The following is a 14,275-nucleotide window of genomic DNA, read 5'->3' as shown; positions in this document are numbered from 1 at the left end:
GAGGGCACCGCACGCGGGAGCGCGGCGCGGCTGGGGCTGATGGCCCTGCCCGCCGTGTTCTTCGCCGTGTTCTTCGCCTGGCCCGTCACCGCGATCGTGGCGCGCGGGCTGAAGGCCGACGGCGTCTGGCGGTTCGGGCGGATGGCGGACGTCGTCACCCAGCCGGACATCCGGCACGTGCTGTGGTTCACCACCTGGCAGGCGCTCGCCTCCACGGCGCTCACCCTGCTGCTGGCGCTGCCCGCCGCCCATGTCTTCGCCCGCCTCGACTTCCCCGGCAAGCAGTTGCTGCGGGCCGTCGTCACGGTCCCCTTCGTGCTGCCGACCGTCGTCGTGGGCACGGCGTTCCTGGCGCTCGTCGGACGCGGCGGGCTGCTGGACGACCTGTGGGGCGTGCGGCTGGACACCACCGTGTGGGCGATCCTGCTGGCGCACGTCTTCTTCAACTTCGCGGTCGTGGTACGGACCGTCGGCGGGCTGTGGGCCCAGCTCGACCCTCGGCAGGAGCAGGCCGCGCGGATGCTGGGCGCCGCACCGCTGACGGCGTGGCGCACGGTCACCCTCCCGGCCCTCGCGCCCGCCGTGGCCGCCGCCGCGCTGATGGTCTTCCTGTTCACCTTCACCTCCTTCGGCGTGGTGCAGATCCTCGGCGGCCCCACGTTCTCCACCCTGGAGGTGGAGATCTACCGGCAGACGTCGGAGGTCTTCGACCTCTCCACGGCGGCCGTGCTGACCCTCGTCCAGTTCGTCGCGGTGGGCACGATCCTCGCCGTGCACGCCTGGACGGTGCGGCGGCGCGAGAGCGCGCTGCGCCTGGTCGCCCCGGAGACGACCGCGCACCGGCCGCGCGGCGCCGGGCAGTGGGCGCTGCTCGCCGGGGTCCTGCTCACCGTCGTGCTGCTGCTCGTCCTGCCGCTCGCCGTCCTGGTACGGCGCTCCCTGGACGCGCCCGGCCTCGGCTACTACCGGGCGCTGACCGACGCCGACGGAGGCACCTTCCTGGTGGCGCCGCTGCACGCCGTGTGGACCTCGCTGGAGTACGCCGTCGCCGCCACCGGCATCGCCCTGCTGATCGGGGGGCTGGCCGCGGCCGCGCTGGCCCGCCGGGACGCGGGGCGGCTGGTGCGCGGCTTCGACGCGCTGCTGATGCTGCCCCTCGGTGTCTCCGCCGTCACCGTCGGCTTCGGCTTCCTGATCGCCCTGGACCGGCCGCCGCTGGACCTCAGGCAGTCCTGGATCCTCGTCCCGCTCGCCCAGGCGCTGGTCGGCGCCCCCTTCGTGGTGCGCACCATGCTGCCGGTGCTGCGGGCGGTGGACGGCCGGCTCAGGGAGGCGGCGGCCGTGCTCGGCGCCTCGCCCTGGCGGGTGTGGCGGGAGGTCGACCTGCCGCTGGTGCGGCGGGCGCTGCTGATCGCGGCCGGGTTCGCCTTCGCGGTGTCCCTGGGGGAGTTCGGGGCGACCGTGTTCATCGCGCGGCCCGACAACCCGACGCTTCCGGTCGCCGTGGCCCGGCTGCTGAGCCGGCCCGGGGAGCTCAACTACGGGCAGGCGATGGCCCTGTCCACGATTCTGATGGTGGTGTGCGCCGCCGCGCTGCTGGTCCTGGAGCGGCTGCGCACGGACCGGACGGGGGAGTTCTGATGCTGCTGAGCCTCGAGGCCGCGACCGTGCGCCTGGGCGGGCGGCCCGTGCTCGACGCGGTCGGCCTCGATGTCGCCGAGCACGAGGTGGTGTGTGTGCTCGGGCCCAGTGGCAGCGGAAAGTCCACGCTGCTCAGGGCGGTGGCCGGGCTGCAGCCGCTGGACTCGGGGCGGGTGCTGCTCGGTGGCCGGGACCAGACGGGTGTGCCGGCGCACCGGCGCGGTGTCGGCCTGATGTTCCAGGACCACCAGCTCTTCCCGCAGCGGGACGTCGGCGGCAACGTGGCCTTCGGGCTGCGGATGCACGGGGTCGCCAAGGGGCAGCGGGACGCCGAGGTGGGGGATCTGCTGGAGCTGGTCGGTCTGCCGGGCGCCGCCCGGCGGGCCGTGGCCGGGCTGTCCGGTGGCGAGCAGCAGCGGGTGGCGCTGGCCCGGGCGCTCGCGCCCCGGCCCCGGCTGCTGATGCTGGACGAGCCGCTGGGCCAGCTCGACCGCTCGCTCCGGGACCGGCTCGTGGTGGAACTCCGTGAGCTCTTCGGCCGGTTGGGTACCACCGTGCTCGCCGTGACGCACGACCAGGGCGAGGCGTTCGCGCTGGCCGACCGGGTGGTGGTGATGCGGGACGGGCGGATCGCCCAGTCCGGGACTCCGCTGGAGGTCTGGCAACGGCCCGCCGACGAGTTCGTGGCCCGGTTCCTCGGCTTCGAGAACGTGGTGCCCGCCACCGTCTCCGACGGCGTCGCCGACACCCCCTGGGGCAAGCTGCCGGTGCCCGACGGCTCGGTCCAGGGCGATCGTCCACTGCTGGTCCGGCCCGCCGGTGTGCGGCTGGTGGCGGCGGCGGAGGGGCTGCCCTGCGTGGTGACCGCCCGCACCTTCCGGGGCACGCATGTGGCCGTACGGCTGCTGCCCCGGGACGGCGGACCGCCCGTGGAGGCGGCCTGCGCGCTCCGGGTCGCGCCGGAGCCGGGGGACGAGGTGGGGCTGACGTTCGACGCGGACGAGATCGTCGTGCTCGGCTGATCACCGGGTGCCCGGAACGGGGGTGTCGCGCCGCTCGCGCGGTCCCCGAGCGCCGGCCGGGTGCCCGGTGCCGGACCGCCGGCTCGAGCGGACCGGCTTGTGCCGCGCACGACCGCGGCCCGCCCCCGGGGATACGGGGACGGGCCGCGGTGTTGCACGAGCGGTGTGCGAAGTCGGGCGTCAGCCGCCGTTCTTCGCCCCACGGCGGCGCATGCCGAAGAAGACCGCGCCACCGCCGACGACGACCAGCGCGCCGGCGACACCGGCGATCATGCCGGTGTTGGAGTTGGCACCGGTCTCGGCGAGGTTCGAGTCACCGGCCGCCGGGGACGGCGCGTTGTTCGAGGTGCCCGCCGGGGCGGTGCTGCTCTCCGACGCCGACGGGGTCGGCGTGGCGGACTCGGACTCCTCGGGCGCGGAGGGGGACGGGCTCGACGACGGGCTGTCCGGCGCGCTGGGGGAGGGGGACTCCTCCTTCTTGCAGGCCGTGGCCGGGGTCGTCAGCCCGCCCTCGATGTCCTTGTCGACGTTGAACCGGTCCGTCTTGACGTGGATGCGGTACGTCGCGTCCGGCTTCCAGTCCTCCTGGAAGGTCACCATGGCGCCCTCGCGGGAACCCTTGACCACCTGAGGCTCACCGACCGGCGTCTCACCGGCGTCGGTCTTCAGGAACACCGTGATGGTGGCCGGGGTGCCGGAGCGGTCCTTGTCGGTGACGACGATGACACCCTTGTCGCCATCGCACTTGGCCTCGGCGGAGAACTCACTGATGTTGCATGCGAGTGCCTGGCCGGCGACACCGAGCGCCAGCGCGACGGAGGCGGAGGCGACACCCAGGATGCGCACGGAACGACGTGCGTTACGGCGAGTTTTGGGCACGTTTGTCCTTTACAGAGTGCATAACTGCGGGGGGTTGAGGAGGAGTTGAGGAACACGGATGAGCTGTGGTCCCAGCACCCCCACGAGACTCACAGGTCTATAAGCGTTCGATAAGAAGTGTCAATGCATATGCCTGCAAAGCTCGTTGGCTTTGCCTTCTTATTGCCCGCGGAGACGTTTCAGCGCCTCGGGGGCCTGCTCGATCCGGTCAACGAGGCTGATTCGGGACTCCATTGACCGGCCCTCGGCCAGTGACCGCAGCAGCGGCCAGGCGGGCAGCCGCCGTGTCCAGTGCTCCTCGTCCACGAGCACCATGGGCGTGGGCTCACCCCGGGACTCGTAGTAGTTGGGCGTCGCGTCGTCGAAGATCTCCTGTACGGTCCCGGCGGCGCCCGGCAGGAACACCACCCCGGCGGTCGAGCGGGCCAGCAGCCCGTCCTCGCGGATGGCGTTGGTGAAGTACTTCGCGATGTGCGCGGCGAAGGCGTTCGGCGGCTCGTGGCCGTAGAACCAGGTGGGGACGCCCACCGACTCCCCGCCGCCGGGCCAGCGTTCGCGTACCTCGAAGGCGGCGCGCGCCCAGTCGGTGACCGACGGCCGGAAGGACGGCTCCTTGGCCAGGAGCAGGAGCGCCTCCTCGAGCATCGTGTCGGCGAAGGGCGCGGCGTACGCGCCGAGGTTCGCCGCCTCCATCGCGCCCGGCCCGCCGCCCGTGGCGACGGTGAACCCGGCGCGGGTCAGCTCGCGGCCCAGCCGGGCCGCGCCCGCGTACCCGGTGGTGCCGCGGGCCAACGCGTGCCCGCCCATGACGCCCACCACCCGGGCGCCGGAGAGGAGTTCGTCCAGGGCGTCGGAGACCGAGTCGTCGTGGATCGCGCGCAGCATCGAGGCGAAGACGTCGCCGTCCGACTTGGTGCGCCGGGACCAGGCGTAGGCCCGTGCGTCGGGCGTCGCCTCGTAGCCCTCGTCGAGCGACTCGAACAACTCGCCGGGTGTGTAGGCGAAACCGCGGTACGGATCGAAGGGGAGTCCGGGTATCGGCGGGAAGACCAGGGCGCCTGCCGAGCGCACGTGCGCGGCGGCCTCCGGGTCCATCGGGCAGCCGAGGAAGACGGCGTCCGCGGTGTCGACGGTGAGCAGCTCTTTCGTGCGTTCCGTCAGATCGACGGCCTGCAGGCGGAATCGGGCGAGCGAGCCGTGTGCGGTGACCACCTCGTCGAACTCGGCGAGGGACTCGATCTCACGGTCGCGGGCGGCGCGGTTCGGCTGGGCGGGTATCTGATCCACCCGCTCAGGCTAAGGGCTGTCCGGTGGACCCCGGCGGGCGCACGACGACGGCTGCGGCGCCTCGCCGCGTTGTCGGGTCGCCCGCATACGCACGGGACGAGGACGACCCCTCCGTGGGCCCTGGAGGAGTGCATCCGTCCGGCCCCGGATCGGGGGCGTGGCGGTTCGAGGGCCGGTCTCAGCGGGCCGACGCCAGGGCCGCGAGATGGGCGAGCGCCAGGGTGAGCGGCCCGAACAGCGCCAGCAGGGCGACCGCGCGCAGGACGGCGGCGGTGCGCAGCATGCCCGCCGGGGCGCCGAGCCGGAGCAGGGCCGCGGTGGTCTCGGCCCGGCACTGGCGGGCCTCGACGGCCGCCGTCAGCAGGGTCGCCGCGGTGGAGCCGGTGACCACGAGCGCGCCGAGCGCGGCGAGCGGGCCGCGGGACGTGGCCGGACCCTCGTACAGGACGGTCATGGCGTACGTGGCCGCGGCGGCCGCGCAGGCCACGCCGAGCGGCCGGCCGATCCGGGGGGCCTCCGCCATGAGCGCGCGGCCGGCCAGCAGCCGGAGTGCTCCGGGGCGGACGGACTGCAGCAGGCGTCCGCAGAGGTGGGTGAGGCCGGGGGCGGCCAGCACCAGCCCGGCGGCGGTGAGGACCCAGCCCGCCAGGACGGCCGTGGCCCCGGCGGGCAGATGGGTGAGGGCCGGGCCGGTGGCGGGCCGGCCGGAGTAGGCCTGTACGGCGAGCCCGGCGGCGACCGCCGCGATGCCCCAGGGGAGACCGGCGGGGGTGGCGGCCGGGGAGGGCAGGCGGCCGGGGGCGCCGGCCTCGTCGGCTTCCAGGACCCCCGTCCCGTTCTCGTCGGGCTCGTCGACCGTCGTCGCGGTGGCGCCGGGGGACGGAGGCGGTACGGCGGCCTGCCTCGCCGCCGCGGGCGTGCGCGGCCGCACCCCGAACCGTCCGTACGCCCCGAACGTCTCCCGGGGCGCCGGGTGGCCGTACGCGCCGGGGCGGCCGGGGGAGCGCGGGGGGCCGGCCGGCGGGCGCGGGTCCCGGGGGCGCAGGGCGACCGCGACCGTCGCGGCGGCGAGCGCCGGGACCGGGGTCAGCAGGGTCAGCGCCGCGGGCAGCGGCAGGGGCTGGTCCGTGGCCAGGAACCGGGCCGCGGCCCCGTCGAGCGGTGTGCCCGCCAGATCGCCGCGCAGCTGCAGGAAGAGCATCAGGGCCAGCAGCGACCCCAGGCCGCAGGACAGCACGGTGGTCAGGACCGAGACCGCCATCAGCCGCGCCGGGCCGAGCCCCACGGCCGACAGACCCGGACGCGGCCTGGTGCCGGGATCCGTGCGGGCCACGGCGAGCGCGAAGTACACCGTGGCCGCGAGCGGCGCCACGCACCAGACCAGCCGGGGCACCGCCGTGCCCGGCGCCCCGGGGTGGGCCAGTGCGTAGCCGAGGCAGGACAGCAGGAGGAAGCCGGTGCCCGCCGAGGCCGCGGCCACCAGCAGCCGGCGCACCTGGACGGCGGGCCGGGCCGCGCGGGTCAGACGGAGAGCGAGCACGCGGCCCGGCCTTCCGTCTCTGCGGCTTCCGGCAGCGGCAGGGTCCGTACCCGCCGCCCGTCCAGCAGGGAGACGGTGCGGTCGGCGAGCGCGGCGGTCCGGGCGTCGTGCGTGGCGAGGACGACCGTGATGCCGTGCGAGCGGGCCGCCGTGGTGAGGGTGCGCAGCACATGCGCCCGGTCGCCGTGGTGCAGCGGGGCCGTCGGCTCGTCCGCGAACAGGACCGTGGGCCCCGGGGCGAGCGCGCGGGCGATGGCCACACGCTGGCGCTCGGCCTGCTGCAACTCCCGCGGGTGCCTGCGCGCGTGTTCGCCGGCGTCGAGGCGCTCCAGCCACTCCAGGGCGGCCACCTTGGCGCGCCGGCGGCCGATGCCGCGCAGCAGCAGGGGCAGGGCGGTGTTCTCCCAGACGTTCAGTTCCGGCACCAGCACCGGCGCCGGTTCGATCCAGCCGAAGTGGTCGCGCCGCAGCCGCTCGCGGGCCGTCGGGCCCATGGTGTGCACGGGCGAGCTGTTGAACCAGACCTCGCCGTCACGCACCGGGAGGAGTCCGGACAGGCAGTGCAGCAGGGTCGTCTTGCCGCTGCCGCGAGGGCCGGCGACGGCGAGGATCTCGCCCACCCGCACGCCGAGCGAGACCCCGGCGAGGCCGGGGGAGCCGTCCGGGTGCCTGAAGTGCAGGGTGCGTGCCCAGAGCACGTCGTTGTCCGGCGGGGCCTCCATGGCGTACACCTCGGTTCTGATCCGTTTTCCCGTGCCTGATCGCTCGTCCGGGTGAACGAAGGCAGGGCCGATCGGTCACTGCACGCTAGGCAGCCCTCCGTGGGAGCCCGGACAGCACACGGCCCCGGGCCGCCGTTCTCACTCGAACGGGCGACACCGGGGCCGGTGCTGATCATCCGGTCGGATGATCCGGGTTCGCGCCGGAGGCTCAGAGCTTCGTCCACGCCTCCGTGAGGGTGGCGCGCAGGATCTGCTCGATCTCGTCGAACGTCTCCTGGTTGGAGATCAGCGGCGGGGCGAGCTGGATGACCGGGTCGCCGCGGTCGTCGGCGCGGCAGTACAGCCCGTTGTCGAACAGCGCCTTGGACAGGAAGCCGTACAGGACGCGCTCGGTCTCCTCGTCGTTGAAGGACTCCTTGGTGTTCTTGTCCTTCACCAGTTCGATGCCGTAGAAGAAGCCGTTGCCGCGGATGTCGCCGACGATCGGCAGGTCGTGCAGCTTCTGCAGGGTCTGCAGGAAGGCGCCCTCGTTGTCCAGCACGTGCTGGTTCAGGCCCTCGCGCTCGAACAGGTCGAGGTTGGCCAGGCCCACCGCGGCCGACACCGGGTGGCCGCCGAAGGTGTAGCCGTGCAGGAAGGTGTTGTCGCCCTTGTAGAACGGCTCGGCGAGGCGGTCGGAGACGATGCAGGCGCCGATCGGGGAGTAGCCCGAGGTCATGCCCTTGGCGCAGGTGATCATGTCCGGGACGTAGCCGAACTTGTCGCAGGCGAACATCGTGCCCAGGCGGCCGAAGGCGCAGATGACCTCGTCCGACACGAGCAGCACGTCGTACTTGTCGCAGATCTCGCGCACGCGCTGGAAGTAGCCCGGCGGGGGCGGGAAGCAGCCGCCGGCGTTCTGCACCGGCTCCAGGAAGACCGCGGCGACCGTGTCCGGGCCCTCGAAGAGGATCTGCTGCTCGATCTGGTCGGCGGCCCAGCGGCCGAAGGCCTCCGGGTCTTCACCGAAGATCGGCGCGCGGTAGATGTTGGTGTTCGGGACCTTGTGCGCGCCGGGCACCAGCGGCTCGAAGGGGGCCTTCAGGCCGGGCAGGCCGGTGATGGACAGGGCGCCCTGCGGAGTGCCGTGGTAGGCGACGGCGCGGGAGATGACCTTGTACTTGGTCGGCTTGCCGGTCAGCTTGAAGTACTGCTTCGCGAGCTTCCAGGCGGTCTCGACGGCCTCGCCGCCGCCGGTGGTGAAGAAGACCTTGTTCAGGTCGCCCGGGGCGTGGTGGGCCAGGCGCTCGGCCAGCTCGACGGCCTTGGGGTGGGCGTAGGACCACACCGGGAAGAAGGCCAGCTCCTGGGCCTGCTTGAAGGCGGTCTCGGCGAGCTCCGTGCGGCCGTGACCGGCCTGGACCACGAACAGGCCCGCGAGACCGTCGAGGTAGCGCTTGCCCTTGTCGTCGTAGATGTAGGTGCCCTCGCCCCGGACGATGGTCGGGACGGGGGAGTTCTCGTACGAGGACATGCGGGTGAAGTGCATCCACAGGTGGTCGTACGCGGTGCGGCTGAGGTCCTTCTCGGTCACGGTTATCGGGTTCCCCACATGTAGGTCTGCTTCTTGAGCTTCAGGTAGACGAAGCTCTCGGTGGAGCGCACGCCGGGCAGCGCCCGGACGCGTTTGTTGATGACGTCCAGCAGGTGGTCGTCGTCCTCGCAGACGATCTCGGCGAGGATGTCGAACGAGCCCGCGGCCATCACCACGTACTCGACCTCCGACATGCCGGTCAGCGCGTCCGCGATCGACTCGACATCGCCCTCGACGTTGATCCCGACCATCGCCTGCCTGCGGAAGCCCACGGTGAGCGGGTCCGTGACGGCGACGATCTGCATCACGCCCTGGTCCAGCAGCTTCTGGACGCGCTGGCGCACGGCCGCCTCGGAGAGGCCGACGGCCTTGCCGATCGCGGCGTACGGCCGGCGGCCGTCCTCCTGGAGCTGCTGGATGATGGCGAGGGAGACGGCGTCAAGCTGGGGGCTGTTGCCGTTCCTGGACTCGCGGGGCGAGTCCCTCTGGTCTGCGCTTCGACTGGCCACGACCTCACTCTGCACGACGTCTCGATAGTTTCGCAAGGTTGCGGCGATGAAATTCGTTGTTTACACGTCTGAACCTTGCGGATTTCGCAGAACCAATGGCGACGGGGGTGTTGAAAACGTGGCCGCGCCGATTAGGGTGGGGTGTCTCAGTCTTCGGACAGCCGGAGCGGCTGGCCGGGCTGGACAGCTCGAACCCTCGAACCAGATCAGGAGGCCGGCAGTGAGCACCGAGCTGCGTCGTCTGCGCAACTACATCGACGGTGAGTTCCGGGACGCCGCCGACGGACGGACCACCGAGGTGGTCAACCCCGCGACGGGCGAGGCGTACGCGACCGCGCCGCTGTCCGGCCAGGCGGACGTGGACGCCGCGATGGCCGCCGCCGCCGCGGCGTTCCCGGCCTGGCGCGACACCACCCCCGCGGAGCGCCAGAAGGCCCTGCTGAAGATCGCCGACGCCTTCGAGGAGCGCGCCGAGGACCTGATCGCGGCCGAGGTGGAGAACACGGGCAAGCCCACCGGGCTGACCCGCTCCGAGGAGATCCCGCCGATGGTCGACCAGATCCGCTTCTTCGCGGGTGCGGCCCGGCTGCTCGAGGGCCGCTCGGCCGGCGAGTACATGGACGGGCTGACGTCGATCGTCCGTCGCGAGCCGGTGGGCGTCTGCGCCCAGGTGGCCCCGTGGAACTACCCGATGATGATGGCCGTGTGGAAGTTCGCCCCGGCCATCGCCGCGGGCAACACGGTCGTGCTGAAGCCCTCGGACACCACCCCCGCCTCGACCGTGCTGATCGCCGAGATCCTCGGCTCGATCCTGCCCAAGGGCGTCTTCAACGTCATCTGCGGCGACCGTGACTCCGGCCGCCTGATGGTCGAGCACCCGACCCCGGCGATGGCCTCCATCACCGGGTCCGTCCGGGCCGGCATCTCCGTCGCCGAGTCCGCCTCGAAGGACGTCAAGCGGGTCCACCTCGAGCTGGGCGGCAAGGCCCCGGTCGTGGTCTTCGAGGACACCGACATCGCCAAGGCCGTCGAGGACATCTCCGTGGCGGGCTTCTTCAACGCCGGCCAGGACTGCACGGCCGCGACCCGCGTGCTGGTCCACGAGTCCATCCACGACGAGTTCGTCTCCGCGCTGGCCAAGGCCGCCGCCGAGACCAAGACCGGGCAGCCGGACGACGAGGACGTGCTCTTCGGCCCGCTGAACAACCCCAACCAGCTCAAGCAGGTCGCCGGCTTCATCGAGCGGCTGCCCGCGCACGCCAAGGTGGAGGCCGGCGGCCAGCAGGTCGGCGACAAGGGCTACTTCTTCGCCCCGACCGTCGTCTCCGGCCTGAAGCAGGACGACGAGATCATCCAGAACGAGGTCTTCGGCCCCGTCATCACCGTCCAGTCCTTCGCGGACGAGGACCAGGCGGTCGAGTGGGCCAACGGCGTCGAGTACGCCCTCGCCTCCTCGGTGTGGACCAAGGACCACGGCCGCGCGATGCGCATGTCCAAGAAGCTCGACTTCGGCTGCGTGTGGATCAACACCCACATCCCGCTGGTCGCCGAGATGCCGCACGGCGGGTTCAAGAAGTCCGGCTACGGCAAGGACCTCTCCGCGTACGGCTTCGAGGACTACACGCGGATCAAGCACGTGATGACGTCGCTCGACGCGTAGGGTCCCGCGGACGCGCAGGGCCCCGCCGCAGGCCCGGGCCCCTGGCGCCCGGACCTGCGACGGCCGGGCGCCCGGTCCGTGAGCCGGGTGCCGGCTCGTACGGCCCTGGACGGGACACCTCCCCGTCCGGGGCCGCGCGTGCGAGCGGGTGGACCGCGACGCCGGTGGACAGGGTGTCGGGTACCGCCCGGTCCGCTCGACGCACCACTGGGTGCGACCGTGCCTTCGGCCGGCGCGGTGGGCCTGCGTGCCGGGTGCCGCGGGCGCCGCGCGGGGCGTTCGCGGCACCCTCCGGACGTCAGCCCGCGCCCTCGCCGACATAGGCCGCCAGGTGCTCGCCCGTCAGGGTCGAGCGGGCGGCGACCAGGTCGGTGGGGGTGCCCTCGAAGACGATGCGGCCGCCGTCGTGGCCCGCGCCGGGACCGAGGTCGATGATCCAGTCGGCGTGTGCCATGACCGCCTGGTGGTGTTCGACGACGATGACCGACTTGCCGGAGTCGACGAGCCGGTCGAGCAGGCCCAGTAGTTGCTCGACGTCGGCGAGGTGCAGGCCGGAGGTCGGTTCGTCGAGGATGTACACACCGCCCTTGTCCCCCATGTGGGTGGCCAGTTTCAGGCGCTGCCGCTCGCCACCGGACAGGGTGGTGAGCGGCTGGCCGAGGGTGAGGTAGCCGAGCCCGACGTCGGAGAGCCGGCCCAGGACGCGGTGCGCCGCGGGGGTGCGTGCCTCGCCGGCGGCGAAGAACTCCTCGGCCTCGGAGACCGGCATCGCGAGCACCTCGCTGATGTCGCGCCCGCCGAGGCGGTACTCCAGCACCGACGCCTCGAAGCGCTTGCCCTCGCACTCCTCGCAGGGGGTGGCGACGCCGGCCATCATCGCCAGATCGGTGTAGACGACACCGGCCCCGTTGCAGGTGGGGCACGCGCCCTCGGAGTTGGCGCTGAACAGGGCCGGCTTGACGCCGTTGGCCCGGGCGAACGCCTTGCGGATCGGGTCGAGCAGCCCGGTGTAGGTCGCCGGGTTGCTGCGCCGCGAGCCGCGGATCGGGGTCTGGTCGACCGACACCACGCCCGCGCCGGCCGGGATCGAGCCGTGCACGAGGGAGCTCTTGCCGGACCCGGCGACACCGGTGACGACGGTGAGCACCCCGAGCGGGATGTCGACGTCGACGTCGCGCAGGTTGTTCGCCGAGGCCCCGCGGATCTCCAGCGTGCCGGTCGGCTCGCGCACCGCCTTCTTGACGGCGGCCCGGTCGTCCAGGTGGCGGCCGGTGAGCGTGCCACTGGCCCGCAGGCCCTCCAGGGTGCCCTCGAAGCAGACGGCGCCGCCCGCCGTACCCGCGCCGGGCCCGAGGTCGACGACGTGGTCGGCGATCGCGATCATCTCCGGCTTGTGCTCCACGACCAGCACCGTGTTGCCCTTGTCCCGCAGCCGCAGCAGCAGTTCGTTCATCCGCTGGATGTCGTGCGGGTGCAGACCCGCGGTGGGCTCGTCGAAGACGTACGTGACGTCGGTCAGCGAGGACCCCAGGTGGCGGATCATCTTCACACGCTGCGCCTCGCCGCCCGACAGCGTGCCGGCCGGCCGGTCGAGGGCGAGGTAGCCGAGGCCGATCTCCACGAACGAGTCCAGGGTCTGCCGCAGCTTGCCCAGCAGCGGCGCCACCGACGGCTCGTCCAGGTCGCGCACCCATGCGGCCAGGTCGCTGATCTGCATCGCGCAGGCGTCCGCGATACCGACCCCGCCGATCCTCGACGACCGGGCGCCCTCGTTCAGCCGGGTGCCGTCGCAGTCGGGGCAGGTGGTGAAGGTGACGGCGCGGTCCACGAACTCCCTGATGTGCGGCTGCATCGCCTCCCGGTCCTTGGCGAGCATCGACTTCTGGATCCGCGGGATCAGACCCTCGTAGGTCATGTTGATGCCCGCGATCTTCATCCGGGTCGGCTCGCGGTGCAGGAAGTCCCGGAGTTCCTGCTCGGTGTACCGGCTGATCGGCTTGTCCGGGTCAACGAGGCCCGACTCGCTGTAGAGCCGGTGGTTCCAGCCGCCCGACTTGTAGCCGGGGACGGCGAGCGCCCCCTCGTTCAGCGACCTGGAGTCGTCGTAGAGCTGGGTGAGGTCGATGTCGGAGACCGTGCCCCGGCCCTCGCAGCGCGGGCACATGCCGCCGGTGACGCTGAAGCTGCGGCGCTCCTTCACGGTCTGCCCGCCGCGCTGCACGGTGACCGCGCCCGCTCCGCTGATCGAGGCGACGTTGAAGGAGAACGCCTTGGGCGAGCCGATGTGCGGCCGACCGAGCCGGCTGAAGAGGATGCGCAGCATCGCGTTGGCGTCGGTGGCGGTGCCGACCGTGGAGCGCGGGTCGCCGCCCATCCGCTGCTGGTCGACCGTGATCGCGGTCGTGAGCCCGTCGAGCACGTCGACCTCGGGCCGGGCGAGGGCCGGCATGAAGCCCTGCACGAAGGCGCTGTACGTCTCGTTGATCAGCCGCTGCGACTCGGCCGCGATGGTGTCGAACACCAGTGAGCTCTTGCCCGATCCGGAGACCCCGGTGAACACCGTCAGCCGGCGCTTGGGGAGCTCGATGCTGACGTCCTTGAGGTTGTTCTCGCGCGCGCCGTGCACCCGGATCAGGCCGTGGCTGTCGGCGACGTGCGGCGCGGGCCGCTGGCTGGCGTCCGTCCTCGTGGCCATGCTTCGTGTCTCCATCCGTCGGGGGCGCCGCCCGCGCGGCTCCCTCGGGGTCGCCCGGACCGGTTCACGCAGCACGCTAGCCGCGCGCCCCGGCCCGGCGCTTCTCGATTCCTGACGGAACGGCCGGTTTCCGTCCGGGAAGAGGTTTTGAACGCGTTCAAATAGTGGGTACGCTGCTGCCATGAGCGACAGAGCCGCCCTGCTCCGGGGCATCCGTGTCTGGTTGGTCCTCTTCGTCGTGTGCCTCGTGCTCAGCGGGGCCACCGCGTTTCCGCTGGTGCACGAACTGCGCTGGACGGAGGGCGCACTTCGGGCGCTGTCCGTACCGGATCTGCTGCCGGGGCTCATGGACTGGATCACCCGGGTGCGCGAGGGGCTCGACGCCGTCGACGCCGACTACCCGTTCGTGCTCTACGGCACCGACTGGCTCGCCTTCGCGCACCTCGTCATCGCGGTCGCCTTCTACGGGCCCTACCGCGACCCGGTGCGCAACATCTGGGTCGTCGAGTTCGGGATGATCGCCTGCGCCGGGATCGTCCCGCTCGCCCTGGTGTGCGGCCCGGTGCGCGGGATCCCCCTGTGGTGGACGCTGATCGACATGTCCTTCGGGGTGTTCGGCGTCCTGCCGCTGTACGTCGTACGGAGGAAGACGAAGCGGCTGGAGCGGATGAGCCCGGCCGGTGCCGCGGTGGGCACCGGGTACGGCGGACAGCCCGTCGGGCGGTGAGCCCGGCTCCCGCCCGTCCG

11 protein-coding genes are annotated in these 14,275 nt (G+C 72.5%); 4 read left to right on the top strand and 7 right to left on the bottom strand.

Annotated elements, in window-relative coordinates; all coding sequences use genetic code 11:
• Positions 1–39: 39 nt before the first annotated feature.
• On the top strand, positions 40–1,641 hold the full coding sequence (locus MXD57_RS03710; RefSeq protein ID WP_250399903.1) for an ABC transporter permease: 1,602 nt from the start codon (positions 40–42) through the stop codon (positions 1,639–1,641).
• Complete coding sequence (locus MXD57_RS03705; RefSeq protein ID WP_250399815.1) at positions 1,641–2,663, top strand: ABC transporter ATP-binding protein; 1,023 nt, start codon at positions 1,641–1,643, stop codon at positions 2,661–2,663. The genes MXD57_RS03710 and MXD57_RS03705 overlap by 1 nt, the downstream gene beginning before the upstream one ends.
• A 180-nt stretch (positions 2,664–2,843) precedes the next feature.
• Here MXD57_RS03705 and MXD57_RS03700 read toward each other — a convergent pair whose 3' ends face one another.
• The 6 genes from MXD57_RS03700 to MXD57_RS03675 form a co-directional block, all read right to left on the bottom strand.
• Positions 2,844–3,542: an LAETG motif-containing sortase-dependent surface protein gene (locus MXD57_RS03700; protein WP_308290647.1), complete on the bottom strand. Its 699-nt coding sequence runs from the start codon at positions 3,540–3,542 to the stop codon at positions 2,844–2,846.
• Between the two features lie 159 nt (positions 3,543–3,701).
• Positions 3,702–4,829 (bottom strand): LOG family protein, encoded by a 1,128-nt coding sequence (locus tag MXD57_RS03695; protein ID WP_250399813.1) that lies wholly within the window; start codon positions 4,827–4,829, stop codon positions 3,702–3,704.
• Positions 4,830–5,007: 178 nt separating this feature from the next.
• Positions 5,008–6,369, bottom strand: a complete 1,362-nt coding sequence (locus tag MXD57_RS03690) for a hypothetical protein (RefSeq protein ID WP_250399812.1) — start codon at positions 6,367–6,369, stop codon at positions 5,008–5,010.
• Entirely contained in the window at positions 6,351–7,091 is a 741-nt protein-coding gene (locus MXD57_RS03685; protein ID WP_250399811.1) for an ABC transporter ATP-binding protein, read from the bottom strand. The genes MXD57_RS03690 and MXD57_RS03685 overlap by 19 nt, the downstream gene beginning before the upstream one ends.
• 208 nt (positions 7,092–7,299) lie before the next feature.
• The gene (locus tag MXD57_RS03680) at positions 7,300–8,682 is read right to left on the bottom strand and encodes an aspartate aminotransferase family protein (RefSeq protein WP_250399810.1); all 1,383 of its coding nucleotides are present in this window, start codon (positions 8,680–8,682) and stop codon (positions 7,300–7,302) included.
• Positions 8,667–9,188, bottom strand: a complete 522-nt coding sequence (locus MXD57_RS03675) for an Lrp/AsnC family transcriptional regulator (protein ID WP_250399809.1) — start codon at positions 9,186–9,188, stop codon at positions 8,667–8,669. Before MXD57_RS03675 ends, MXD57_RS03680 begins: the two co-directional genes overlap by 16 nt.
• 205 nt (positions 9,189–9,393) lie before the next feature.
• On the opposite strand from MXD57_RS03675, the gene MXD57_RS03670 reads away from it, so the two are divergent.
• A complete protein-coding gene (locus tag MXD57_RS03670; protein WP_250399808.1) occupies positions 9,394–10,833 on the top strand; it encodes a gamma-aminobutyraldehyde dehydrogenase in 1,440 nt (479 codons plus the stop codon).
• A 298-nt stretch (positions 10,834–11,131) separates the two neighbouring features.
• Here MXD57_RS03670 and MXD57_RS03665 read toward each other — a convergent pair whose 3' ends face one another.
• Complete coding sequence (locus MXD57_RS03665; protein ID WP_250399807.1) at positions 11,132–13,528, bottom strand: ATP-binding cassette domain-containing protein; 2,397 nt, start codon at positions 13,526–13,528, stop codon at positions 11,132–11,134.
• 181 nt (positions 13,529–13,709) lie between these two features.
• On the opposite strand from MXD57_RS03665, the gene MXD57_RS03660 reads away from it, so the two are divergent.
• Entirely contained in the window at positions 13,710–14,255 is a 546-nt protein-coding gene (locus MXD57_RS03660; RefSeq protein ID WP_250399806.1) for a hypothetical protein, read from the top strand.
• The last annotated feature ends 20 nt before the right edge of the window (positions 14,256–14,275 follow it).

The sequence above is a fragment of the Streptomyces cellostaticus genome, from assembly GCF_023630175.1.
Lineage (GTDB): Bacteria > Actinomycetota > Actinomycetes > Streptomycetales > Streptomycetaceae > Streptomyces > Streptomyces cellostaticus_A.
This window is presented reverse-complemented; position numbering and strand designations above follow the sequence as displayed.

Bases quoted from the DNA above. Each gene is read 5' to 3' on its own strand.
- MXD57_RS03665 (WP_250399807.1), bottom strand. From the start codon at position 13,528: ATGGCCACGAGGACGGACGCCAGCCAGCGGCCCGCGCCGCACGTCGCC.
- MXD57_RS03710 (WP_250399903.1), top strand. From the start codon at position 40: ATGGCCCTGCCCGCCGTGTTCTTCGCCGTGTTCTTCGCCTGGCCCGTC.
- MXD57_RS03685 (WP_250399811.1), bottom strand. From the start codon at position 7,091: ATGGAGGCCCCGCCGGACAACGACGTGCTCTGGGCACGCACCCTGCAC.
- MXD57_RS03660 (WP_250399806.1), top strand. From the start codon at position 13,710: ATGAGCGACAGAGCCGCCCTGCTCCGGGGCATCCGTGTCTGGTTGGTC.
- MXD57_RS03705 (WP_250399815.1), top strand. From the start codon at position 1,641: ATGCTGCTGAGCCTCGAGGCCGCGACCGTGCGCCTGGGCGGGCGGCCC.